This window comes from Halomonas sp. 3H, assembly GCF_024206005.1.
GTDB lineage: Bacteria > Pseudomonadota > Gammaproteobacteria > Pseudomonadales > Halomonadaceae > Halomonas > Halomonas campaniensis.
The window spans coordinates 2320431-2343305 of the sequence record NZ_CP100360.1 but is presented as its reverse complement, the minus strand read 5'-3'; the positions used below and the strand labels follow the sequence as shown (position 1 = coordinate 2343305).

Sequence of the window (22875 nt, the reverse complement as noted above, 5' to 3'; positions counted from 1 at the left end):
ACATCTTGCCACGCGGGCAACCCAATCCTGCGCTGGTGGAGGTGCAACATGAACACGACAACGGCAACCGCAACAACCACGGCGGGCTATCACCTGGACGGCACCATGCTGGAGATCTGCTCCTGTGCGGTCTCCTGCCCCTGCTTCATCGGGGAGGACCCGGACGGGGGCGAGTGCTTCGGGCTGATCGCCTTCCACCTGGAGAGGGGGGAGGCCCGGGGCGTCGATGTCTCCGGCCTGACCCTGGTGAACGTCGCCCATATCCCGGGCAACGCCCTGGCCGGCGGCTGGCGCTCGGTGCTGCTGATCGACAGTCGCGCCGAGGATGAGCAGGTCGAGGCCCTGCTGGATGCCTTCGGTGGCAAGCTCGGCGGACCGCTGGCCGACCTGGCAAGCCTGGTCGGCGAACTGGTCGCCGTCGAGCGTGTGCCGATCATCCACGAGGCCCGCGAGGCCGAGGGGCGGCTGGAGGCCGAGGGGATGCTCGAGGCGTCCTTCGCCCCCATCCGGGTCTCGCCGGATGGCACCGCCGCGACGCTGCACGACAGCGCCTTCACCACGGTGAAGGGGGCGCCGGCCTATCTCGGCAAGTCGCTGCGCTATCGGGTGACCCTGCCGCAGCACGGCATGGAGTGGTCCTTCGACGGACACAACACCATCCAGACCCGCTGGATGATGGAGCATCGGCCATGAGCGCCGTCACCGCCGCGCGCCCCGCCTGGGGGCGCGCACCGCTGCTCGCCGGGGTCATCCTGGCGGCCTGGCTGCTGGCCATCGCCGCCGAGCTGACCGGCCAGGTGCAGTGGGTGCACCACCATCGGCTGGTGGCGGACGGCATGGCGCTGTGGGCCAGCCTGGCGCTCTTCCTGGTGGCCTGGCAGGTGCACATCGCGGCGATGATGCTGCCCACGACGCTGCCCATGGTCGGGCTCTATCGCCAGGTAGCGGCGGGGCAGCCCCATCCGCGCCTGGCCCGGGCCAGCTTCCTTTCCGGCTATCTGGCAGTGTGGACCGCCTTCGGCCTGGCGGCGCTGCTCACCATGGCGCTGCTGGAGGGGCTTGGGGCCCACTGGCCCTGGCTGCACCTGCGGCCCGAGTGGCTGGCCGGTGGCGTGCTGGTGCTCGCCGGGGCCTTCCAGTTCTCGGCCCTCAAGGCGCGCTGCCTGGACAAGTGCCGGGCGCCCCGCGCCTTCCTGCTCAACCATTATCGGCGGGGCGTGGCCGGCGGCTTCGACCTGGGGCTGCGCCACGGGGCCTTCTGCCTTGGCTGCTGCTGGGCGCTGATGCTGGTGATGTTCGTGGTGGGGATCGCCAACCTGGCCTGGATGGCGCCGCTCGCGGCGCTGATGCTCTACGAGAAGGTCGGGCGCCACGGCGCTCGCCTGGTGCGCCCGGTCGGGGCGGCGCTGATCCTGCTGGGGCTGCTGGTGATGGTGGACCCGGCAGGCTGGCCGGACCCCATGGTCCCCCATGCCCTGCATTGAGGGGCGGGCCCAGGTTCAGGAGCGCTCCGGATCCGCCTCCGAGGCTGGCGTGGCGTCCCGGCTCTCGGCGGGGCGTCGCGCCATCACGGTGATCTCTACCCGGGCGCCACCGTAGATGCGCGGCGACTGGGTGCAGGTGCGAGCCGGGTAGCGGCAGGCATCGAAGAACTCGGCGTAGGCCGCATCCATCTTGCGAATCTCGTCGAGGTCGGTGATATGCACGTCGACCCTCACCACGTCGGTCATGTCGCAGCCGGCGGAAACCAGCATGCGCTGGATGCGACGCATCACCAGGCGGGTCTCCTCCGCGGTGTTGCCGATGACCGTCTCGCCGCCCTGGATGTCCACGGCGGTGAGCCCCGACAGGAAGACGTAGTCGTCGTCGATCACCATGTGGCTGCCCGGGAAGAGCGGGGCGGGCAGGGTGGGGTCGTTGCGGAACCTGAGCATGGGGCCCCCTGAGGCGGAAGGGTGATGTCGTCACTATAGCCGCTCATCCCCCTGGCCTGTGGCAGTAAGCGTTTCCCTCGCCGACTATCCTGAAGGGGTGCTCAGGCGGCAGTGATCCCCCATGGACATGGAACAGGAGGTCGGGCGGCTCTACCGGCAGCACTCTCCCAGGGTGCTGGCCACCCTGATCCGACTGACCGGTGACTTCGACCTCGCCGAGGAGGCGATGCAGGAGGCCTTCGCCACTGCGATGCAGCAGTGGCCCGGGGAGGGCGTGCCCGAGCACCCGGTCGCCTGGCTGGTCCGCGTCGGCCAGCGGCGCAACATCGACCAGATCCGGCGGCACCAGGTGGCCCGCCGCCACGCCCGTCAGCAGGCCCCCCTGGAGGATGAGGCCCTGCCGCTCGGGCTCGATGCCCTCGATGCCGTGACGATCCAGGACGACATGCTGCGCCTGCTCTTCACCTGCTGCCACCCGGCGCTGGCCATGGCGGACCGGGTGGCGCTCACCCTGCGCGAGATGTGCGGCCTGACCACCGAGCAGGTGGCGGCGGCCCTGCTGGCCAGGCCCGCCACCCTGGCCCAGCGCATCGTGCGGGCCAAGCGCCGCCTGCGCGAGCTGGGCCTACCCTACCAGGTGCCCCAGTCCTCTGCCCTGCCGGAGCGCCTGGCCGGCGTGCTGCGGGTGCTCTACCTGGTGTTCAACGAGGGCTACTCGCGCAGCGACGGCGAGGCGCTGCTCGACGTCAGCCTGGCCGAGGAGGCGATACGCACCGCCCGTGCGCTGGTCGAGCTGCTGCCCCGGGGCGAGGCCTTCGGCCTGCTGGCGCTGATGCTGCTGCACGATGCCCGCCGGGCCGCCCGCCAGGGCGACGATGGCGAACTGATCCCCCTGGAGGCCCAGGATCGGCGGCGCTGGGACCGGGAGCGCATCGACCAGGGCCTGGCCTGCCTGGCCCGGGGGCTCGCGCTCACTCCCATCGGCCCCTACACCCTGCAGGCCTCCATCGCCGCGGTGCACGCCGAGGCGCCCCGGGCGGAGGCCACCGACTGGTCGCGCATCGTGCGGCTCTACGCGGCGCTCCAGCGCTGCCAGCCCTCGCCGGTGGTGGCCCTCAACCACGCAGTGGCGGTGGCCATGCGCGATACCCCGGAGGCGGGCCTGCGCCAGCTGGCGACGCTGGGGAATGACGCCGCCCTGGCCGACTTCCACCTCTTCCATGCCGCCCGGGCCGACCTGCTGCGCCGCGCCGGCCGGCGAGACGAGGCGCGCCCCGCCTACCGGCGGGCCCTTGCGCTGTGTAGCCAGGGCCCCGAGCGGCGCTACCTTGAACGCCGCCTGGCCGAGCTTGAGCGCTGACGCGGTGCGGATGCAAAAAAACGCCTGGCGGCTGTCGATTTCCGCCGAGCCGGCACGACTCGAAGGGGTAAGCCACAACGGAGGAAGATGGAATGCGTTACATGCTGATGCGCAAGGCCGATGCCCGGACCGAATCTGACCCGCAGCCCGACCCGCGCGTGCTGGCCGCCATGGCCGACTACAACGAACGGATGCTCCGGGCCGGGGTGATGGTCTCCGGCGATGGGCTGAGACCGAGCCGGGAGGGCTGTCGCCTGGTCCTTCGTGACGGCGAGCCCCGGGTGATCGCCGGCCCCTTCACGCCCAGCGAGGAGCTGCTGGCCGGCTACAGCGTGCTCGAGGTCGATTCCCTGGAGGAGGCGATCCGCTGGGCACGGCAGTGGCCCCCCGAGGACAGCGAGGGCAGCGTGACCCTCGAACTGCGCCGCTACTACACCTTCGAGGATTTCGCGCCGAGCGCCGGCCTCGAGCAGCATCGCCGCCAGGCGCGGCTGCCCGACGAGCTCAACCTGCACCTGACCTTTCCCGGCACCTGCCGGGAGGCGATGGGCTTCTACGCCGACGTCACCGGGGGCCACCTGGAGGCGCTGATTCCCTACGGGGAGACCCCGGCCGCCGAGGAGGTCCCCGCGGCCTGGCACGACCGCATCATCCACGCCTCGCTCAACCTTCGCGGCCGCCGGTTGATGGGGGCGGACATGCAGGGGGAATGCTACCGGGCTCCCCAGGGCGCCCGGGTGCACCTGGAATACGAGGACGAGGCCCAGGCCGCCGAGGTGTTCCGGCGGTTCGCCGAGGGCGGGGAGGTCACCATGCCCTTCGCCGAGACCTTCTGGGCCCAGCGCTTCGGCATGCTCACCGACCGCTTCGGCGTGCCCTGGATGATCGCCTGCCGCACCGGCCGCTGCCCGGCGCAGGAGACGGGAGGTGCATCATGAAGTACGCCGCGCTGGTCTACTACCAGGAGAGCCTGATCGCCGCCATGACCGACCAGGAGTGGCACGACCTCAACCAGGAGTGCGTGGCCGGGGTGGAGCGGCTCACCGAGCAGGGCCATTTCCTCGGCGGCCAGGCCCTGCAGCCGGTGGAGAGCGCGGTCAGCGTGCGGCTGCGCGACGGCGAGCCGCTGGTCACCGATGGCCCCTTCGCCGAGACCAAGGAGCAGCTGGCCGGCTTCTACCTGCTCGAGGCCCGCGACTTCAACGAGGCGCTGCGCCTCGCCGAACGCATTCCGCCGGCGCGCTTCGGCACCGTCGAGGTGCGGCCGATCCGCGAGCTTCCGCCCCGTGACCCGGCGACCGAGACCACCCCGTCGCGGCCCCCGACCGGAGGAGAGATCCCATGAACGATACCCCCACCCCATGCCCTTTGACGGCAAGCGGCTGATCTACGGCGGCTTCGAGGTGGTGGTGGACAAGTAGGGGGGGCGGCGACGCCCCCTGCCATGGGCCGATTGGCCGGGGGCGGCCGGCGTGGTATTGCTGGGGGTGACGCCCATCACCACCAGGACCCCCGTGATGACCCAGCCCCCCGACTTCCCACCGGCCGACCCGGCCCCGGACCGCGCATGACCGCGATCCGTCCTGCCGCGACCCTCGCCCTGGTGCGCGACAGCGACCGGGGTCTCGAGGTCCTGCTGCTCCAGCGCACCTGGCGGGCGGCCTTCCTGCCCGGCTACTACGTCTTTCCCGGCGGCGCCGTGGACCCCCGCGACCCCGATGTGCGGGCCTGCGCCCGTGGCCGCGATGATGCCGCCATCAGCCAGACCCTGAGCCTCGACGAGGGCGGCGCCGACTACATGATCGCCGCCCTGCGCGAGTGCCTGGAGGAGGCGGGCCTGCTGCTGGCCGTGGACGGCCAGGGGCAGCCGCTGCCGGGGGAGCACCCGATCCTGACCGAGGGGCGCGAGGCGTTGCGCTGTGAGGAGGTAAGCTTCCAGGCGCTCTGCGAGCGGCACGGCCTCGCCTTGCCGCTGGACCGCCTGGCCTACCTGGGCCGCTGGGTCACGCCTCGTGGCGCTCCCCGGCGTTTCGATACGCGTTTCTTCGTGGCCCTGGCGCCGCCGAGCCAGCAGGCCAGCCACGACGGCAGCGAGACCATCGCCCACGCCTGGCTGACCCCCGCCGAGGCCCTGGGCGCCCATCGCCATGGCCGGCTCTCGCTGGGCTATCCCACCCTGCGCACCCTGCGGCTGCTGGCCGACTTCACCACCGCCGAGGCGCTGCTGCGCCATGCCCATGCCAACCCGCCGACGCCGCGCCCCAGCCGCCCCTGGCCGGCCCGCAAGGCGGGCGGCGCCTGGCAGGTGGAGCCGGATTCGCCGGCCTACGCCGAAGTGTGCCGCCTGGACCCGCACCGCCAGGGCACCGCCAGCGCCGAGATCGTCCCGGGCCGGGCGGTGACGCTGGCCCCGGGGGTGACCCGGGTGACCGCCCCCAACCCGGGGGTGATGACCGGCCCCGGCACCAACAGCTACCTGCTGGGCGATGGCCAGGATCACCTGGTGATCGATCCGGGGCCGGAAAATCCCGACCACCTGGAGCGGCTGCTGGCGCTGGCCGGCGGGCGGCTCTCCCGGGTGCTGGTGACCCACACTCATATCGACCATTCCCCCGGGGCGGCCTGGCTCAAGGCGCGCACCGGTGCCCGGCTGGTGGGGCTGCCGCCGCCGGCCGGGGCCAGCCAGGACGCCACCTTCGCGCCGGACCACCGGCCCCGCCACGGTGAGCGCCTCGAGACGCCCGCGGGGCCGCTGCGGGTGCTGCACACTCCGGGCCACGCCTCCAACCACCTCTGCTACCTGCTGGAGCCGGCGCGGCTGCTGTTCTCGGGCGACCAGGTGATGCAGGGCTCCACGGTGGTGATCAATCCGCCGGATGGCGACATGGCCGCCTACCTGGCGTCCCTGCATGCCCTGGGGGAGGTGTCCTTCGACGCCATCGCGCCGGGCCACGGCTTCCTGATCGGCGAGGCCCACGCCGCCCTGGACTTCCTGATCACCCACCGCCTGGCCCGGGAGCACAAGGTGCGCCGGGCCCTGGCCCGCCACGGGCCGGCGAGCCTCGAGGCGCTGACCCACCACGCCTACGATGACGTGCCGGAGTCGCGCCTCGGGGTGGCGGCCCGCTCGGCGCTGGCCCACCTGCTCAAGCTGGAGAAGGAAGGGCGCGCCGAGCAGCGCTCGGGAGAGTGGGTTTCGCGGGAGGGGTGAGCCAGGCCTACGCCCAGCGCTCGTCGGCAGTAAATGCCACGGTGAACCAGCGCCGTGCCGGCGGAATGGAGAGCCCGGTGCTGATCTCTTCGCGGATCTCGTCGAGCACGGCGATGCCCTGGCCCGCGCCGAACTCGGGGGTGGTGACGATATGGATCTCGATGAAGTGTCCGCGGCCGGCCTTGGCCACATGGCTGTAGTAGTTGAGCAGCCCCTCGCGGGCCATCACCGGCACCATGGCGGCATGCACCTCGCGGTCGACCTCGCTGGGGGCGATCAGGAACACCTCCTTCATGGCGCGCCTGACGATGCCGATCGGCACCGGCATGAAGCAGAGCGTGAGCAGCATCAGCAGCAGCGAATCCACGTAGGGGGTGAGGTGGGCGTGGGCCGTGCCCTCCAGTCCCAGGGCGATCGCGAAGGCGGCCAGCAGCGCGGTGGTGATCAGCGCGGCCATCAGCCAGCCCTGCATGTCGATGCGCACGAACTCGGAGTCGGCCCGCCGATTGATGCGCTTCTGGTAGGCCACCATGGCGAAGCAGACGATGGCCACCACCCCCGCGTAGACGATGGCGAGGTCGAAATCGAGCACGCGCCCGCCCTCCATCAGCCCCTGCACGGCGTTGAGGAAGGCGTAGAAGCAGAGCAGCATCAGGATGCTGCCGTTGAGGGCGGCGACCAGCGGCTCCAGGTGCCAGTAGCCGTGCTGGAAGCGCTCGCTGGCCTCGCGCACGGCGAGCCGGGCCACCAGCAGCGCCAGGCCCGACATGGCCGCATCGATGGTGGAGAAGACGCCGTCGAAGAGGATCGACTGGGACCCGGACAGCAGGCCGAAGGTGACCCCCAGGCTGGAGACCATCAGGGTCACGACGATGGAGAGCTTGAGGGCGCGCTGCTCGAGGGTGGCCTGCATGACGGGTCTCGGATCCGGAAAGCCTTCCAGTCTAGCCGAGCCGCCAGGGCCGGGCGAGGGGACCTCGCCCGGCGGTCGGGATGATGCACGGGGGGAGGGCAGGCTCAGGGCCGGCAGACGAAGTAGTCGTTCTGGATGTCGTGCTCGAGCTGCTGCACCCGGATGTCGCGGAAGCCCGCCTCCTCCAGGTAGGAGAGCGCCCGCTCGCGGCCCCACATGGTGCCGAGTCCCTCGCCGCCCTGGGCGAGCGATACCGTCATGCAGTGGCTCACCGAGACCGCGTAGAGCATCGCGCCCAGCGGGTGCTCCCGGTCCAGGTGGTGGTGGCTCGAGGCGTGGATGTCCTGCACCAGGTAGACGCCGTCCGGCGTCAGGCTGCGGTGGATGCCCTTGAGCAGCCGGCGCGGCTGGCCCTGGTCGTGGATGCCGTCGAAGGTGGTGACCAGCTCGAAGGCGCCGGGCTCGGCGGTGGCGTCGAAGTCGCTCAGGTCGCGGACCTCGAAGCTGAGGTTGTCGAGCCCCGCCGCCGCGGCCTGTTCACGCCCCCAGTCGATCGCCTCCGCCGAGAGGTCGTAGCCGACGAAGCGGCTCGCCGGGTAGCGCTCGGCCATGGCCAGCAGCGCCCGGCCGCGCCCGCAAGCGCAGTCCAGCACGCGGATGCCGGCCTCGAGCCGCTCGGGGAGCTCCGGGGCGAGCGGCAGGATGGCGTCGAACAGCGCCGGCAGCACGGTCTGGCCGCTGTCGCTGGCCATCACCTCCTGGAAGCGCGGATAGCGCGAGTAGGGGACGCCGCCGCCCTCGCGGAAGCAGCGCACCACGTCGTCCTCGACGCCGCCCAGCAGCGAGATGAACTGGGCATAGACCGCCAGGTTGGCCGGGCCGGCATCGGTGAGCAGCGCGGCATGTTCGGCCGGCAGCCAGTAGGTGCCGGCCGCCGGGTCGGTCTCGATGACCCGCCCGGCCACCATGCCGCCGAGCCACTCGCGCACGTAGCGCTCCTGGAGGCCGGCCCGCTCGGCCAGGGACTCCGGCGTCACCGGCTCGGCGCCGGCCAGGGCCTCGAACAGGCCGGTGCGATGGCCGAGGGAGGTGAGCAGCAGCAGCCCGCCCTCGTTGAGTGCCGAAACCAGGCGCGACTCGAAGTCGTCGGTGCTAGCCTTGTGGGCATGGGGTATGGCGATGTCACACATGATCGGGTCCTCTTGTCGTTGTGGGGAGTGACGCGACCAGCATAGGGCCGCGGCATCGCCGACACGCAGGCGCTTCGCGCCGCAACCGGGGGTTTCCTGCCATGAGCGAACCCGCCGCCACCATCGCACTTCTCGCGGTGCCCGAGACCACCGCCTCCACCCTCTACGGCATGTTCGACCTGTTCGGCGCCGCCGGCCGCGACTGGGAGCTGCTGGTGCATGGCCGCCACCGCCCCTCGCTGCTGCACCCCTGCATCGTCTCCCGGGACGGGCGTGGCTTTCGCACCGCCAACGGCGCCTGGATCCAGCCCGATGCCGCCCTTGACGCGATTTCCGAGCCCCTGGCCATCTGCATCCCCGACCTGCTGGTGGCCCCCGAGGAGCCCCTGGCCGGGCGCTATGCGACCGAGGTCGCCTGGCTGCGCGCGGCCCACGCCCGCGACGTGATGGTCGCCGCCGCCTGCACCGGCGCGCTGCTGCTGGCCGAGGCGGGGCTGCTCGAGGGGCAGGCCGCCACCACCCACTGGGCCTACTGCGACGTGCTGGCGCGACGCTACCCCGGCGTGGAGGTGCACGCCCACCGCGCGCTGGTGGTGAGCGGGGAGGGGGAGCGGCTGATCATGGCCGGCGGCGGCACCACCTGGATGGACCTGGCGCTGTTCCTGGTGGCGCGCCTGGTGGGCATCGACGAGGCGATGCACCTGGCGCGGGTCTACCTGATCGACTGGCACGGGGAGGGGCAGCAGCCCTATGCCGCGCTGTCCAGCGCCCGGCAGGCCGAGGACGCGGTGATCGCCCGCTGCCAGGTGTGGGTGGCACAGCACTACGACACCCACTCCCCGGTGGCCGGCATGGTGGAGCAGAGCGGCCTGACCGAGCGCTCCTTCAAGCGCCGCTTCCGGCAGGCCACCGGCATGACGCCCATGGACTATGTGCACACCCTGCGCCTGGAGGAGGCCAAGCAGATGCTGGAGAGCGGCGAGGCACCCATCGACGAGGTAGCCGAGCAGGTCGGCTACGCCGACCCGAGCTTCTTCCGGGCCCTGTTCCGCCGCCGCGTCGGCCTGACCCCCAGCCATTACCGCCGGCGCTTTCGCGGCATGCGGCTGCGGCTTGAGTGAGCCGCGCGCAGGAGCCGAGGCGGGCCCGGGATGGCGAGGCCGGCCCGCTGCGTTTACCCAGCGCCCGCCTCGCCACTGGCGGGGGCTGCCTCGCTCTTCCAGACTGACGGCGATGCCACCTTCCAACGGATGCAGGAGCCTGCCATGAGCCAGCCGGTCATCGCCGACAACAAGCCCAAGAAGGTCACCCTGGAGCAGGGCAAGGAGTACGCCTTCTGCCGCTGCGGCCGCTCCCGGGACCAGCCCTTCTGCGACGGCTCGCACAAGGGCACCGGCTTCACGCCGCAGATGTTCACCGCCGACAAGGACGGCGAGGCGTACCTGTGCCAGTGCAAGCAGACCGGTGACGCCCCTTACTGCGACGGCACCCACAAGCGGTTCGCCAGCGACCAGGTGGGCCAGGAGGCGCCGGCGTCCGAGGACGAGGGCGGCAAGGAACGGGCCCCGAAGGCCGAGGCCACCGAGGAGGAGCCCACCGTCGAGTTCATCCACCAGCTGGCCCGGGAGGGGCTCGACGGCGTGGGCCACCACGGGCCGGTCGCCGCCATGGGCGTGCCGCGCCACTCCCTGCCGAGCTGGGACGACCTGCAGCTGATGGTGGCGCAGCTGGCCACCCAGCCGCTGCTCGACGACGCCGAGGTGGCCACCCGCCTGGTGGTGGGTCCCGAGGCCAAGAAGCCGCTGACCCTGGAGATGCCGCTGCTGGTCTCCGACATGAGCTTCGGTGCGCTCTCCGAGGAGGCCAAGGTGGCGCTCGCCCGCGGCGCCGAGCGCGCCGGCACCGGGATCTGCTCCGGCGAGGGCGGCATGCTGCCCGAGGAGCAGGCCGAGAACTCGCGCTACTTCTACGAGCTCGCCAGCGCCAGGTTCGGCTATGAGGAGCGCCTGCTCGAGAAGGTGCAGGCCTTCCACTTCAAGGGCGGCCAGGGCGCCAAGACCGGCACCGGCGGCCACCTGCCGGGCAACAAGGTGACGGGCAAGATCGCCGAGGTGCGCGGCCTCGAGGAGGGCCAGCCCGCGGTCTCGCCGGCCACCTTCGAGGACCTGCACAGCGTGGCGGACTTCCGCCACTTCGCCGATCGCGTGCGCGAGGTCACCGGCGGCATTCCCGTGGGCTTCAAGCTCAGCGCCAACCATGTCGAGCGCGACATCCAGTTTGCCCTGGACGCCGGCGCCGACTACCTGATCCTCGACGGCCGCGGTGGCGGCACCGGCGCGGCCCCCACCATGTTCCGCGACCATATCAGCGTGCCGACCATTCCGGCCCTGGCCCGGGCCAGGCGCCACCTGGACGCCCAGGGCGCCAGCGGCCGGGTGACCCTGATCGTGACCGGCGGCCTGCGCCTGCCCATCGACTTCGTCAAGGCCCTGGCGCTGGGCGCCGACGGCGTGGCCATCGCCAACAGCGCCATGCAGTCCATCGGCTGCGTGGCGGCGCGCATCTGCCACACCAACAACTGCCCGGCGGGGATCGCGACCCAGCGCGGCGACCTGCGCCAGCGCCTCGACGTCGAGAAGTCCGCCGCCCAGCTCGAGCGCTTCCTGCGCGCCTCGACGGCGCTGATGCAGGTGATGGCCCGCGCCTGCGGCCACGACAGCCTGGCCGGCCTCAATCCCGACGACCTGGCCACCTGGAAGCGCGAGATGGCGCTGCTCAGCGGCGTGCGCTACGCGGGGGTGATGGACCCCGGGCAGTGAGCCGTGAGAAGCCTGCCATCGGCGTCAACGCTGCACTGCGCTCTCGGCCGAGGCGATGATGCCCTGCTCCCGCGCCAGGGCGTAGGCGGCGCGAGGGCCGCTCCATAGCGTGGGCAGCAGGATCAGCGAGACCGGGATCGCGGTGATCACGATGAACTGCTGCAGCGCGCCGATCTGTCCCGCGCCCATGTAGAGCAGGATGCCCGCCATCAGCGCCATGGCGATGCCCCAGAAGGCACGCACCAGGCGATTGGGGGCGTCGTGACCGGTGCACACCACGGCGATGGCGTAGCTCATGGAGTCGCCGGTGGTGGCGACGAAGATGCTGGTCAGCAGCAGGATGGCCAGCGCCATCACGGGCCCGCCCGGCAGCGCCTGGGCCACGGTCAGTGTCGCCACGTCGAACTGGAAGTTGTTCAGCGCATCACTGAGGTCGATCGCGCCGGTCAGCTGGTAGTGGATGCCGGAGCCTCCCAGCAGGGTGAACCAGATGGCGGTGGCCACCGGGGCCATCACCGCCACGGCCAGGATCATCTCGCGGATGGTGCGGCCCCGCGAGATGCGCGCCACGAAGATCGCCATCAGCGGCGCGTAGCCGATGAACCAGGCGAAGAAGAACACCGTCCACCACTGCATCCACCAGGCCGGGGCGGTCTCGGCGCTCATGGTCGCCATGGTGAAGAAGGAAGACAGGTACTCGCCGAAGCCTTGGCTGAAGGCGTTGACCAGGAACAGGGTGGGGCCGGCGAGCAGGATCACCGCGGCGATGGCCAGCGCCAGGAAGACGTTGAAGCGCGACAGGATCTGGATGCCCTTGTGGACGCCGGTCATCGCCGAGGTGACGTAGACCCCCGCCAGCAGCACCAGGATGCCGAGCTGGGTGGCGTAGCCCTGGCCGACGCCGAACAGCTCGTGCAGGCCGAAGCTCACCTGGGTGGCAAGGAAGCCGATAGGGCCGACGGTGCCCGCGACCACCGCGATCACGCAGCAGGCGTCCACCACGCTGCCCAGCCCACCCTTCATGACGCGCTCACCGAACACCGGATAGAGCAGGGTGCGCGGCTGCAAGGGCTGCCCCTTCACGTAGTGGGCATGGGCCAGCACGATGGCGGAGAGCGAGCCCAGCACCGCCCAGGCCAGAAAGCCCCAGTGCATGAACGACTGGGCCAGGGCACCGGCCACGGCCTCGGCGGTGCCCGCCTCGGTGTCGAAGGCCGGCGGGGTCACCACGAAGTGATAGACCGGCTCGCCCGCGGCGAAGAAGACACCGCCCCCGGCCAGCAGGGTGCACATGATCATCGACAGCCACTTGAAGGTGCCGATCTGCGGGCTCTTCAGGTTGCCGACCCGGGCGCCGGCCGCCGGTGAGATGGCCACGCCGATGGCGACCAGGAAGGTCAGCAGCAGCAGGAGCTGGAAGTAGGTGCCCAGCGTGGCCGCCGTCCAGGCGAAGCCGGCGCTGATGCTGTCGGCGACCAGGTCGATGTCGAAGAGCGACAGGCCGACGAAGGCGACGATGAAGCCGACCGTGAGCAACAGCACGATGGGGTCGCCGAGGCGTGACAGTGCCGAGGCCCCGGCGGCGGAGGGGGAGGTCTGGGAAGACATGGGGATGCCCTAGTTGCGAGGGGTGTAGGCGCCGATGAGGCATGGCGCCGACTAGAGCGATGGCATTCTAACAACCTTAGACCTAAGTCTAAAGCGGGGCGTGAGGCCCTCTTCGAGAGCAGTACGATCCTGTTCTGCCTGGCCGACCGCATGCCAGGCTGATGCCTGACGCTCCCCGAGGCCGCAACGAGGTGGTGACCTGGCGGCTTGCCGCGCTCAACTCGGTCGAGGCGGCCCGTCCCGCCTTCGTGAAGGCCCATGCCGACCCACTGGCACATTTCGCCGCGGCAGACGCTTACCGTCAGCGATGATAGAGGCGGCCGCCCTGATACGGCCGCGGCTATACCCCCGTGCTTTTGTACGTGGCACCGATCGGTGAGTGCCGCTCTTTCAGGACATTCCCTGCGGAAGCAAGCCGTGGTTTCCACGGCTTGTTTCCGCTCGTGGGTGATGGAAAGGCGCCGGCTGACTTCGGGTCACTCGTGCCTCCCTTGCGGTGGCTGAGGGGCTAGATCTTTCCCATCAACAACAGGACGAGAAGGATGATCAGCACCAGGCCTAGCCCCCCGCTGGGACCGTATCCCCACCCCCGGCTGTGTGGCCAGGCAGGTATAACACCGATCAGGAGCAGAATTACAACGATCAGAAGAATTGTTCCGATTGACATGTCATGTCTCCCAGCTACGAGTGTCGGAGCAGCCCGGACCTTGTGCCGGCATGCCAGCATGCATCGTCCACACTGATGCCCCTCGTCCCCATTCGAAAGCAGCCATTACGCATCGGACCATGATCCCTGATTGTTCGAAGCCAGGGGCCGGGTCCTTCATTGACAGTAGACCATGAAAAGGCCGTCGTCCTTGTGCCTGCACCCACATCGCGCCGCCTTCTCCCTATTCGCAGCGGGACGGCACGCATCGGTAGAAAATCCCTGATACTCCACGCATTAGCTGCATAAGATAGTCAGAATGAGGCAAGTCATTGCATTCGGGATAAGGAGGATGGCCCTCAGAAGATGGCACCAGAGTTTCTGCCCGAGTCTCCCGGCATCGACCCGGCCAGAAGGTGCCTCGGGACCTCGCCACGACGGGGGGAATCGGGACTATCATGGATGGGCCTCCCCCTTGCGAAGGGGCCCTTGCCAGCACTGCGACCTGACGCCAGCATCCGGCCATGTCGAACAGCTGACGACCCGAGACGTCATCATCGTGAAAACACTCATCTTCAGGTATTGGGATCGTACCCGTTCCAGCCTCTGGTTCATCCCCACCCTCATGGCCATCGTCGCGGTGTTGCTGGCCTTCTTCAGCGTCGCCCTGGACAGGACGGTAACGAATTGGCTGTGGCACGCCTGGGACTGGACGTTCACCGGCGGCGCGGAGGGGGCCAGTGCCGTGCTGGGAGTCATCGCCGGCTCCATGATCACCATTGCCGGGGTGGTGTTCTCCATGACGCTGGTGGCCCTGTCGCTGGTCACCTCACAGCTGGGCCCCCGCCTGCTGCGCAACTTCCTGCGCGACACCACGACCCAGGTCGTGCTGGGCACCTTCGTCGCCACCTTTCTCTACTGCCTGCTGGTCCTGTTGACCATCCGGCGAGAGGAAGAAGTGGCCTTCGTGCCTAACGTGTCGGTGGCCCTCGGTGTCTTCCTTGCCGTCGCTAGCGTGGGCGTGTTGATCTATTTCATCCATCACGTGTCCGTATCGATGCAGGCCAACGAGATCGTGGCGCGCGTCAGCAAGGAGCTGATTGCCGCGACCGGCCGCCTGTTTCCGGAACATATCGGACAGGGAGCACCCGAGGCGTCGAGGGCGCCCCCCGATGCGGAATTCCTCGACGCCTTTGAGCGGCAGTCGCGCTCGATCCCCGCGAATGCGGACGGCTACCTCCAGTTCATCGACACCGAGGCCCTGCTGGCCCTGGCGGTTCAGCAGGATGTGGTGATACGGCTGGAGCGAATCCCCGGCCACTACGTCGTCGCCGGTTGTCCGCTGATGCGGGTCTGGCCCGGCGAGCGGGTGGCCGACATTCCGGTGGCGCGGGCCAACGCCGCCTTCGCCCTGGGGAACCAGCGCGCCTCGGGCCAGGACATCGAGTTTGCCGTGACCCAGCTCGTGGAGATCGCCCTGCGGGCCCTGTCGACCGGGGTCAACGACCCCTTCACGGCCATCACCTGCATCGACCACCTGGCCTCAGCGCTGAGTCGGTTGGCCATCCGCCAGAAGCCGTCGCCCTATCGGCATGACAGTCAGGGGCGGTTGAGGGTGATTGCCCTGTCGGCGACGTTTCCCGAGGTCACCGGTGTGGCGTTCAACCAGATCCGGCAGCAGGCTCGATGCAATGCTGCGGTGACGATACGCCTGCTGGAGACGATAGCGGTGGTCGCTCGATTCACGCATCGTGCCGAGGATCGAGCGGCCCTGCTGCGGCATGCCGAGATGATCGTCCGAGGGGCCCGCGAGGGGCTGCGGGAAACCGAGGACCTCCGGGTGGCGGAAGAACGCTACCGGACGGCGATGCAGCTGTGCAGTGGAAGCAGGGATGTCTCTCCAGGCCCGTCAAGGCACCCCGAACCACGCCACCTCTAGCCGAAACGCCCCGGCGGTCCTGTCGGCGGCAGCTCACCCAATGCCTGGGCGGTGTCGCGGATGCGCCCGATCACCGTGCTGCGCACCGTCAGCGTCTGGTTGATGACGCCGCTACGATGGCGGCGATACCCAGAATCAGGGCTGGGAGGGCTTTCACGACGGTTCATTCAGAAGCTCCTCTTCGGCCTCCTTCCCTCCGGTACCCCACGCCAAGACCAACTGCAACAGGCCTGGCGGGCGGTATGTCTTCCTGCCACTCTCTTCTTCAGCAGCCAAGGGGATGCTTCCCATGAGACACCTCGAGACACACAGAACGCACCGGGTAGGCTGGCTGCGTGCGGCCGTGCTTGGCGCCAATGACGGCATCGTCTCCACTGCCAGCCTGGTGCTGGGCGTTGCCGCTGCCGGGGCCGATGTCCGGGGCATCCTGGTGGCGGGTGTGGCCGGCTTCGTGGCCGGCGCCATGTCGATGGCCGCTGGCGAGTACGTGTCGGTCAGCTCGCAGTCCGATACCGAGCGCGCCGACCTTGCGAGGGAGCGTGATGAGTTGGCATCCAGCCCCGAACAGGAACGGGCGGAGCTCACGGCGATCTACGTCCAGCGCGGGCTGGACCCGGCATTGGCGAGCACTGTGGCTAGCCAATTGATGCAGCATGATGCCCTGGGTGCCCACGCACGGGATGAGCTGGGCATCTCCGAAACTCTGACGGCGCGTCCCGTCCAGGCCGCTCTGGCTTCTGCCGGCACCTTCTCCCTCGGCGCGGTGCTGCCGTTGTTGGTCGTCTTGCTGTTTCCGGGTTCCATGCTCATGTGGGCGGTCTCGGGCAGTTCCCTGGTGTTTCTTGCGTTGCTGGGTTCCCTGTCAGCCCAGGCCGGCGGTGCCCCTCGGATCGCAGCCGCCTCCCGCGTCACCTTCTGGGGTGCCTTGGCAATGGCGCTGACCGCCGGCGTAGGGGCGCTCTTCGGGGTGGCAGGGTGATCGGTCATGGCTACCGCTGAACACCCCGAGGCCATTCCCCTTGTGCAGACCGCCCCACGCTGACCACCGTCAGGCAGGAGTTGCCCCCTTGCGTCGCCCTCCCGACTGGCGAGGAGCCGGCGGCGGATTACGCTGTAGGGAAACATGGCCACGATGTCCGCCTGGGGGGCGGGCCAGGGGGGAAGCATGAGCGAAAAACCGGAGGTCGACTATCAGGCCGTGACCGCACGGCAGCAGGAGGTATGGGCCAGCGGCGATTTCCACGAGATCGCCCGCCAGAACGTGGTCATGGCTGAGGCGCTGTGCGCCGCGGTGGGCCCTCACGGGGGCGAGCGCGTGCTGGATATCGCCTGCGGCAGCGGTACCGCCGCCCTGGTCGCCGCACGGCGCTACTGCGAGGTGAGCGGCATCGACTACGTGCCGGCGTTGATCGAGCGGGCCAGGCAGCGAGCCGCCGCCGAGGGGTTCGAGGTGGACTTCCGGGTGGCCGACGCCCAGGCGCTGCCGTTCCCGGATGCCCACTTCGATGCGGTGCTCTCCGTCTACGGAGTGCAGTTCGCCCCGGACCAGGACCGCGCCGCGCACGAGATGCTGCGCGTCTGCCGACCTGGTGGCCGGATCGGCCTGGCCACGCCTATGCCGAATGGCTGGAGCGGTGATTTCTTCGCCACCAATGCCAGGTACATGCCGCCGCCACCTGGCCTTCATCCGCCCCTGCGCTGGGGCACCGCGGCCGGCCTCGATACGCTGCTCGGCGCCGGCACGCGCACCATCGAGAGCGAGGAACGCATCGCCCTGCAGTACTACCGCTCCGTCGACCATGCGGTGGAGGTGTTCCTGCGCTACTTCGGCCCCGCGATTCGGGCCTCCGATGCGGCAGGCGAGCAGCGGCGTGAACGCTTTCGCAGCGACCTGCACGAGGTGTTCAGCCGCTACAATCGCGCGACGGATGGCACGGCGGTGGTCGAGAACCGCTACCTGCTGACCGTTGCCACTCGGGCATAGGCCATGACGACGAGCATCGGGCTGATGGTGATGGTGGCGCTACTGGTGGGAGCCGGGGTGGTTATGCTGCGGGGGCCTCGGCAGAAGGGGGCGTTCGGCCTGCCGCGCCTGGTGGCGCTGGTGCTGGCCGGGCTGGTGGTCCTCTTCCTGGTGTGGATGGTCATGATGGTGCTGTGGGTAGGCCCGCAGATGCGGGCGATGTCATGTTGTAACCGCGGACCAATCCCTATTCCTCGCTCGGAGAGTGCATGAACATCGATGTCCAGGTAGTCAACGCCTTCATCGACGGCAGCACGGGGGGCAATCCGGCCGGTGTCGTGGTCGATGCCAATGCGCTGACCGCCGCACAGAAGCTCAAGGTGGCTCGGCAGGTTGGCCTGTCCGAGACCGCCTTCGTCTCGGCGTCGGATACGGCAACCATCAAGCTCGAATTCTTCACGCCAACGCGACAGATCGCCCACTGCGGGCACGCGACGGTAGCCACTTTCTCCCTGTTGCGACAGCTCGGAATCATTGGCGAGGGCCGCCATTCCAAGGAAACGGTGGATGGCAACCGGGATATCCTCGTCGCGGATGGCATGGCCTTCATGGAGCAGCGCGCCCCGACCTACACCTCCATCGAGATGGCGTCCGAGCTTGGCGGCCGGATCCTGGCATCCCTGGGCCTGGGGAATGGCGAGTCGCTGGGCGTCGGCGCGCCCTGCGTGGTGAACACGGGCAACGCCTTCCTGCTCGTTCCCATGCCCGACGAGAGGGCGGTCACCGAGCTGAGGCCACGCCTTTCCCTGGTCGAGTCGATCAGTGATGAGCTGGACCTCATCGGCTACTACGTCTTCTCGACGGATACCCGGGTGAAGGGCCGCCAAGCCGGGGCACGCATGTTCGCCCCCCGGTTCGGCATAGCGGAGGAGGCGGCGACCGGCATGGCGGCGGGCCCCCTGGCCTGTTTTCTCCACGACCGTCTCGGGGTGGCGGAGCGGGAGATGCTGATTGAACAGGGCTGGCTGATGCAGCCCCCGTCACCCAGCGTCATCAAGGTCGAGCTGGAAATTGCCGACGGGAAGGTTTCCCGCCTCATGGCCGGTGGCTCGGCCCGTGCCATGTCGACCCTGCGCGTCGAGGTCTAGCCGGGCGTGCATCACGGCGTCGCGAGCCACGCCACTTCCAGGCGAAAGGGCCCCGCCTGGCGGTCGACGATCATCAGCCCCACTTGAACAATCCCTGCGGGATCGATAGGCGGAATGTCCGCCAGCAGTCGGCCGCGAAACACCGCCTCGAAGTCGTGCCAGGAGAACTCAACGCGCTGCCACTCGCCGGCGGGCGGCTGGAAGCTCGCCCGCCAGGCGGCGCCCCGTGGTAGCTGGTCGTTGTAGAGGCGCAGCTGGTAGGCGCGGCCGTCGCCGCGCACCCGTAGCGCCATGCCCGCCGCGCTGCCGAGGTCGAAGGCCTCGGGGTCGCGGCGCACCGAGGCGAAGCCGCCGTTGTTGGCCAGCGACGTCTCGCCGCTGAAGACGCCGATGCCGTCCTCCACGCGCAGGCCGCCCCGGGAGATGCCCCCCATCACGCCGTCGTTGATGGCGCGCCAGCGGCTGGCCTCGCCGGGGGCCTGGAAGTCGATCAGGTAGGTCATGGGCGCTCCTTGTCGCATCTCGTCAGCCGTCGTCTCGCGTTCGACCTGTGCCGTCACGCTGATCTGCTGTTCGCGGGCGTGACCATCGGCGACCGCCATGCCAATCACGGCCGCGACGCCGGCAGCGGCGATGATTCGGAAGGCCCGTTGCCATTGCCTCATTACGTGTCCTCGTCGTGTCCTTGTCCAGCATGCCGGTCATGTCGCGTACTGTCTTCTCGACTGGCGACGGCCGAATCCTGGGCAATACTGAGTGTCGGTATCGGCCAGCCATCGCGAGGGCGCCATGAACTATGACGAGGCGGTGAAGCACACCTGGGCGTCGGAAACGGTGCCGCCGCATGGCGAAGCCGAGCGGATGCGGACGCTGATCCGCTACGCGACGCTCGCCCCCTCGGGCCACAACACCCAGTGCTGGCGCTTCCGGGTGGAGGCGGGCGCCATTCGCATCCTGCCCGACCTGACCCGGCGCACGCCGGTGGTGGATCCGGACGATCACCATCTCTATGTCTCGCTGGGCTGTGCCACCGAGAACCTCTGCCTGGCCGCCCGGGCGCTGGGGCTCGCCGCCGCGGCCGAGTTCCGGCCCGAGGGCGACGGCGAGATCCGGGTCGCCCTGACGCCCGGCGAGGCCGAGGCGTTGCCGCTGTTCGAGGCCATCGTCGCGCGCCAGTGCACCCGCGGCGACTACGACGGCACGCCGCTTGCCGCCGACGAACTGGCGCTGCTGCAGGCGGCTGGCAGCGGGAAGGGTGTCTCGCTGCTGCTGCTCACCGAACGTGACGCCATCGAACGGGCGCTGGGGTTCATCCTCGAGGCCAATGCGCGGCAACTGGAGACCCCCGCCTTCCGCCGTGAGCTTGCGGCGTGGATCCGCTTCAACGACGCCGAGGCCGTGGAGAAGGGCGATGGCCTGAGCGGCCGGGCGACCGGCAATCCCCAGGCGCCGCGCTGGCTCGGCAAGCTGCTGATGCGCGCCATGCTGCGGCCGAAGGCGGAGAATGCCAAGGTGGCTCGCCAGGTGCGCAGCTCAGCCGGGCTGGCGGTGTTCGTGTCGGCGAAGGATGACCGGGCACACTGGGTCGAGGCTGGCCGCTGCTACCAGCGCTTTGCCCTGCAGGCCACGACGCTGGGCATCCGCAACGCCTTCGTCAACCAGCCGGTGGAGGAGGCGAGCGTGCGCCCCGCGTTCGCCCGGGCGCTGGGGCTGGCCGTTGGCCGCCCCGACCTGGTGGTGCGCTTCGGCCGGGGCCCGGCCATGCCCCGCTCGCTGCGCCGGCCGGTGGCGGCCGTGGTGGGCTGAGGCGGTACCATTTTGTAACCCTGCCATGACGCCCGGCGGGAAAAGCTGGATAATGGCGGGTTTTCCGCCCCCGCTGCCACGCCAACTCCCCCGGTGCCCCATGGAAATCAAGGTCAACTATCTCGACAACCTCCGCCTGGAGGCCAAGTTCGACGACTTCACGGTCATCTCCGACCAGCCCATCCGCTACAAGGGCGACGGCTCGGCGCCGGGCCCCTTCGACTACTTCCTGGCGTCGTCGGCGATGTGCGCGGCCTACTTCGTCAAGGTCTACTGCAACGCCCGGGACATCCCCACCGAGAACATCCGGCTGTCGCAGAACAACATCGTCGACCCGGAGAACCGCTACAAGCAGATCTTCAAGATCCAGGTGGAGCTTCCCGAGGACATCTCCGAGAAGGACCGCCAGGGCATCCTGCGCTCCATCGACCGCTGCACCGTGAAGAAGGTGGTGCAGGAGGGCCCCGAGTTCGATGTCGAGGTGGTAGAGAACATCGACGAGGACGCCCAGGCGCTGCTGATGGGCGTGCCCAAGGGGGCGGAGGGCGCCGAGCAGGGCACCTGGATCGAGGGCAAGGACCTGCCGCTGGAGCAGACCATCGCCAACATGTCGGCGATGCTGGCCGAGCTCGGCATGAAGATCGAGATCGCCTCCTGGCGCAACATCGTGCCCCACGTCTGGTCGCTGCATATCCGCGACGCCGCCTCGCCGATGTGCTTCACCAACGGCAAGGGCGCCACCAAGGAGAGCGCGCTCTGCTCGGCGCTGGGCGAGTTCATCGAGCGCCTCTCCTGCAACTTCTTCTACAACGACCAGTTCTTCGGCGAGGCGATCGCGGACAGCGAGTTCGTCCACTACCCCGACGAGAAGTGGTTCCCGCCGGGACCCAATGACGCGCTCCCCGCGGAGATCCTCGACGAGCACTGCCGGGCCATCTACGACCCGGACGGCGAGCTGTGCGGCTCACACCTGATCGACACCAACTCCGGCCGGGTCGACCGCGGCATCGTCTCGTTGCCCTTCGTGCGCCAGTCCGACGGCGAGACGGTCTACTTCCCCTCGAACCTGATCGAGAACCTCTACCTCAGCAACGGCATGAGCGCCGGCAACACCCTGGCCGAGGCCCAGGTGCAGTGCCTCTCGGAGATCTTCGAGCGGGCCGTGAAGCGCCAGATCCTCGAGGAGGAGCTCGCGCTGCCCGACGTGCCGGCCGAGGTGCTTGCGCGCTACCCCGAGATCGTCGAGGGCATCGAGGCGCTGGAGGCCCAGGGCTTCCCGGTGCTGGTCAAGGATGCCTCGCTTGGCGGCCAGTTCCCGGTGATGTGCGTCACCCTGATGAACCCCCGCACCGGCGGCGTCTTCGCCTCCTTCGGCGCCCACCCGAGCTTCCACGTGGCGCTGGAGCGCAGCCTCACCGAGCTGCTGCAGGGGCGCAGCTTCGAGGGCCTGAACGACTTCCCGCCGCCCACCTTCAACTCTCAGGCGGTGGCCGAGCCCAACAACTTCGTCGAGCACTTCATCGACTCCTCGGGGCTGGTCTCCTGGCGCTTCTTCAGCAGCAAGGCGGATGTCGCGTTCAGCGAGTGGGACTTCTCCGGCAGCGGCTCTCACAGCACCCAGGAGGAGGCCGCGGCGCTGTTCGGCATCCTCGAGGAGATGGGGCTGGAGGCCTACATGGCCATCCATGAGGAGCTGGGCGCGCCGGTGTGCCGCATCCTGGTGCCGGGCTACTCGGAGGTCTACCCGGTGGAGGACCTGGTGTGGGACAACACCAACATGGCGCTGGACTACCGCGGGGATATCCTCAATCTCCATCGCCTGAGTGATGACGAGCTTGCCGGCCTGCTGGAGCGCCTGGAGGAGAGCCAGCTCGACGAGCAGATGGACATCATCACCCTGATCGGCATCGAGTTCGACGAGAACACCGTGTGGGGCCAGCTGACCATCCTCGAACTGAAGCTGCTGATCAACCTGGCGCTTGCCCAGCACGAGGAGGCCCTGGAGCGGGTCGAGATGTTCCTGCAGTTCAACGACAACACCGTGGAGCGCAACCTCTTCTACCGCGCGGTGCAGGCGGTGCTGGAGATCGTGCTTGACGACGAGCTGGCACTCGACGACTTCCGCTACAACCTCGGCCGCATGTTCGGCGAGGAAACCATGGAGGCGGTGATCGGCTCGGTGCAGGGCACGGTGCGCTTCCACGGCCTGACCCCCACCAGCATGGCCCTGGAGGGGCTGGAGAAGCACCAGCGGCTGATCGAGAGCTACCGGAAGCTGCACGCGGCACGCGCTGCCCGGGCCGGGATGCGCGCCCCGGCCTGAGCTCGGGTCGACTAT

The 22875-nt window shown here is 69.4% G+C and carries 22 protein-coding genes; 15 read left to right on the top strand and 7 right to left on the bottom strand.

Features of this window, described 5'->3' with window-relative positions; all coding sequences use genetic code 11:
• Window positions 1–48: 48 nt before the first annotated feature.
• Window positions 49–693 (top strand): DUF1326 domain-containing protein, encoded by a 645-nt coding sequence (locus NFC98_RS10895; protein WP_254275009.1) that lies wholly within the window; start codon window positions 49–51, stop codon window positions 691–693.
• Window positions 690–1484, top strand: coding sequence for a DUF2182 domain-containing protein (locus NFC98_RS10890; RefSeq protein ID WP_254275008.1), 795 nt, complete (start codon window positions 690–692; stop codon window positions 1482–1484). Before NFC98_RS10895 ends, NFC98_RS10890 begins: the two co-directional genes overlap by 4 nt.
• A 15-nt stretch (window positions 1485–1499) precedes the next feature.
• Here the strand turns inward: NFC98_RS10890 and NFC98_RS10885 are convergent, their stop codons facing one another.
• Window positions 1500–1934, bottom strand: coding sequence for a RidA family protein (locus NFC98_RS10885; protein WP_183329436.1), 435 nt, complete (start codon window positions 1932–1934; stop codon window positions 1500–1502).
• Window positions 1935–2055: 121 nt separating this feature from the next.
• Between NFC98_RS10885 and NFC98_RS10880 the strand changes: the two genes are divergently transcribed.
• The 4 genes from NFC98_RS10880 to NFC98_RS10865 all read left to right on the top strand — a co-directional run bounded on the left by NFC98_RS10880 (window position 2056) and on the right by NFC98_RS10865 (window position 6505).
• Window positions 2056–3294, top strand: a complete 1239-nt coding sequence (locus tag NFC98_RS10880; RefSeq protein ID WP_254275007.1) for an RNA polymerase sigma factor — start codon at window positions 2056–2058, stop codon at window positions 3292–3294.
• A gap of 92 nt (window positions 3295–3386) precedes the next feature.
• Window positions 3387–4232 carry a YciI family protein gene (locus NFC98_RS10875; protein ID WP_254275006.1) on the top strand — a complete coding sequence of 282 codons (846 nt, stop codon included), beginning with the start codon at window positions 3387–3389 and terminating at the stop codon, window positions 4230–4232.
• Window positions 4229–4639: a YciI family protein gene (locus tag NFC98_RS10870; RefSeq protein ID WP_254275005.1), complete on the top strand. Its 411-nt coding sequence runs from the start codon at window positions 4229–4231 to the stop codon at window positions 4637–4639. The genes NFC98_RS10875 and NFC98_RS10870 overlap by 4 nt, the downstream gene beginning before the upstream one ends.
• Window positions 4640–4861: 222 nt before the next feature.
• Entirely contained in the window at window positions 4862–6505 is a 1644-nt protein-coding gene (locus tag NFC98_RS10865; RefSeq protein WP_254275004.1) for an MBL fold metallo-hydrolase, read from the top strand.
• A 7-nt stretch (window positions 6506–6512) separates the two neighbouring features.
• On the opposite strand, the gene NFC98_RS10860 is transcribed toward NFC98_RS10865, so the two are convergent.
• Window positions 6513–7418 (bottom strand): cation diffusion facilitator family transporter, encoded by a 906-nt coding sequence (locus NFC98_RS10860; protein WP_254275003.1) that lies wholly within the window; start codon window positions 7416–7418, stop codon window positions 6513–6515.
• 104 nt (window positions 7419–7522) lie between these two features.
• Complete coding sequence (locus NFC98_RS10855) at window positions 7523–8608, bottom strand: class I SAM-dependent methyltransferase (RefSeq protein ID WP_254275002.1); 1086 nt, start codon at window positions 8606–8608, stop codon at window positions 7523–7525.
• Window positions 8609–8709: 101 nt separating this feature from the next.
• On the opposite strand from NFC98_RS10855, the gene NFC98_RS10850 reads away from it, so the two are divergent.
• Window positions 8710–9729 (top strand): GlxA family transcriptional regulator, encoded by a 1020-nt coding sequence (locus tag NFC98_RS10850; RefSeq protein WP_254275001.1) that lies wholly within the window; start codon window positions 8710–8712, stop codon window positions 9727–9729.
• A 144-nt stretch (window positions 9730–9873) separates the two neighbouring features.
• Window positions 9874–11427, top strand: a complete 1554-nt coding sequence (locus NFC98_RS10845; protein ID WP_254275000.1) for a glutamate synthase-related protein — start codon at window positions 9874–9876, stop codon at window positions 11425–11427.
• A 24-nt stretch (window positions 11428–11451) separates the two neighbouring features.
• Here NFC98_RS10845 and NFC98_RS10840 read toward each other — a convergent pair whose 3' ends face one another.
• Both NFC98_RS10840 and NFC98_RS10835 read right to left on the bottom strand, forming a co-directional pair.
• Window positions 11452–13035: a BCCT family transporter gene (locus NFC98_RS10840; RefSeq protein WP_254274999.1), complete on the bottom strand. Its 1584-nt coding sequence runs from the start codon at window positions 13033–13035 to the stop codon at window positions 11452–11454.
• Window positions 13036–13543: 508 nt separating this feature from the next.
• Window positions 13544–13696, bottom strand: coding sequence for a DUF3309 family protein (locus NFC98_RS10835; RefSeq protein WP_302055110.1), 153 nt, complete (start codon window positions 13694–13696; stop codon window positions 13544–13546).
• A 544-nt stretch (window positions 13697–14240) separates the two neighbouring features.
• On the opposite strand from NFC98_RS10835, the gene NFC98_RS10830 reads away from it, so the two are divergent.
• Complete coding sequence (locus tag NFC98_RS10830; protein WP_254274998.1) at window positions 14241–15620, top strand: DUF2254 domain-containing protein; 1380 nt, start codon at window positions 14241–14243, stop codon at window positions 15618–15620.
• Here NFC98_RS10830 and NFC98_RS10825 read toward each other — a convergent pair.
• Window positions 15617–15787: a hypothetical protein gene (locus tag NFC98_RS10825; protein ID WP_254274997.1), complete on the bottom strand. Its 171-nt coding sequence runs from the start codon at window positions 15785–15787 to the stop codon at window positions 15617–15619. The two genes, NFC98_RS10830 and NFC98_RS10825, sit on opposite strands and share 4 nt — an antisense overlap.
• 122 nt (window positions 15788–15909) lie before the next feature.
• Between NFC98_RS10825 and NFC98_RS10820 the strand changes: the two genes are divergently transcribed.
• The 4 genes from NFC98_RS10820 to NFC98_RS10805 all read left to right on the top strand — a co-directional run bounded on the left by NFC98_RS10820 (window position 15910) and on the right by NFC98_RS10805 (window position 18731).
• On the top strand, window positions 15910–16599 hold the full coding sequence (locus NFC98_RS10820; protein ID WP_254274996.1) for a VIT family protein: 690 nt from the start codon (window positions 15910–15912) through the stop codon (window positions 16597–16599).
• Between the two features lie 186 nt (window positions 16600–16785).
• Entirely contained in the window at window positions 16786–17604 is an 819-nt protein-coding gene (locus tag NFC98_RS10815; protein ID WP_254274995.1) for a class I SAM-dependent methyltransferase, read from the top strand.
• A 3-nt stretch (window positions 17605–17607) separates the two neighbouring features.
• On the top strand, window positions 17608–17856 hold the full coding sequence (locus NFC98_RS10810; protein WP_254274994.1) for a hypothetical protein: 249 nt from the start codon (window positions 17608–17610) through the stop codon (window positions 17854–17856).
• Complete coding sequence (locus NFC98_RS10805; RefSeq protein ID WP_254274993.1) at window positions 17853–18731, top strand: PhzF family phenazine biosynthesis protein; 879 nt, start codon at window positions 17853–17855, stop codon at window positions 18729–18731. Before NFC98_RS10810 ends, NFC98_RS10805 begins: the two co-directional genes overlap by 4 nt.
• An 11-nt stretch (window positions 18732–18742) precedes the next feature.
• On the opposite strand, the gene NFC98_RS10800 is transcribed toward NFC98_RS10805, so the two are convergent.
• A complete protein-coding gene (locus tag NFC98_RS10800; protein ID WP_254274992.1) occupies window positions 18743–19234 on the bottom strand; it encodes a CIA30 family protein in 492 nt (163 codons plus the stop codon).
• A gap of 286 nt (window positions 19235–19520) precedes the next feature.
• Between NFC98_RS10800 and NFC98_RS10795 the strand changes: the two genes are divergently transcribed.
• Complete coding sequence (locus NFC98_RS10795; protein ID WP_254274991.1) at window positions 19521–20537, top strand: Tat pathway signal protein; 1017 nt, start codon at window positions 19521–19523, stop codon at window positions 20535–20537.
• A 100-nt stretch (window positions 20538–20637) separates the two neighbouring features.
• A complete protein-coding gene (locus NFC98_RS10790) occupies window positions 20638–22860 on the top strand; it encodes an OsmC domain/YcaO domain-containing protein (protein WP_254274990.1) in 2223 nt (740 codons plus the stop codon).
• Window positions 22861–22875 lie beyond the last annotated feature (15 nt).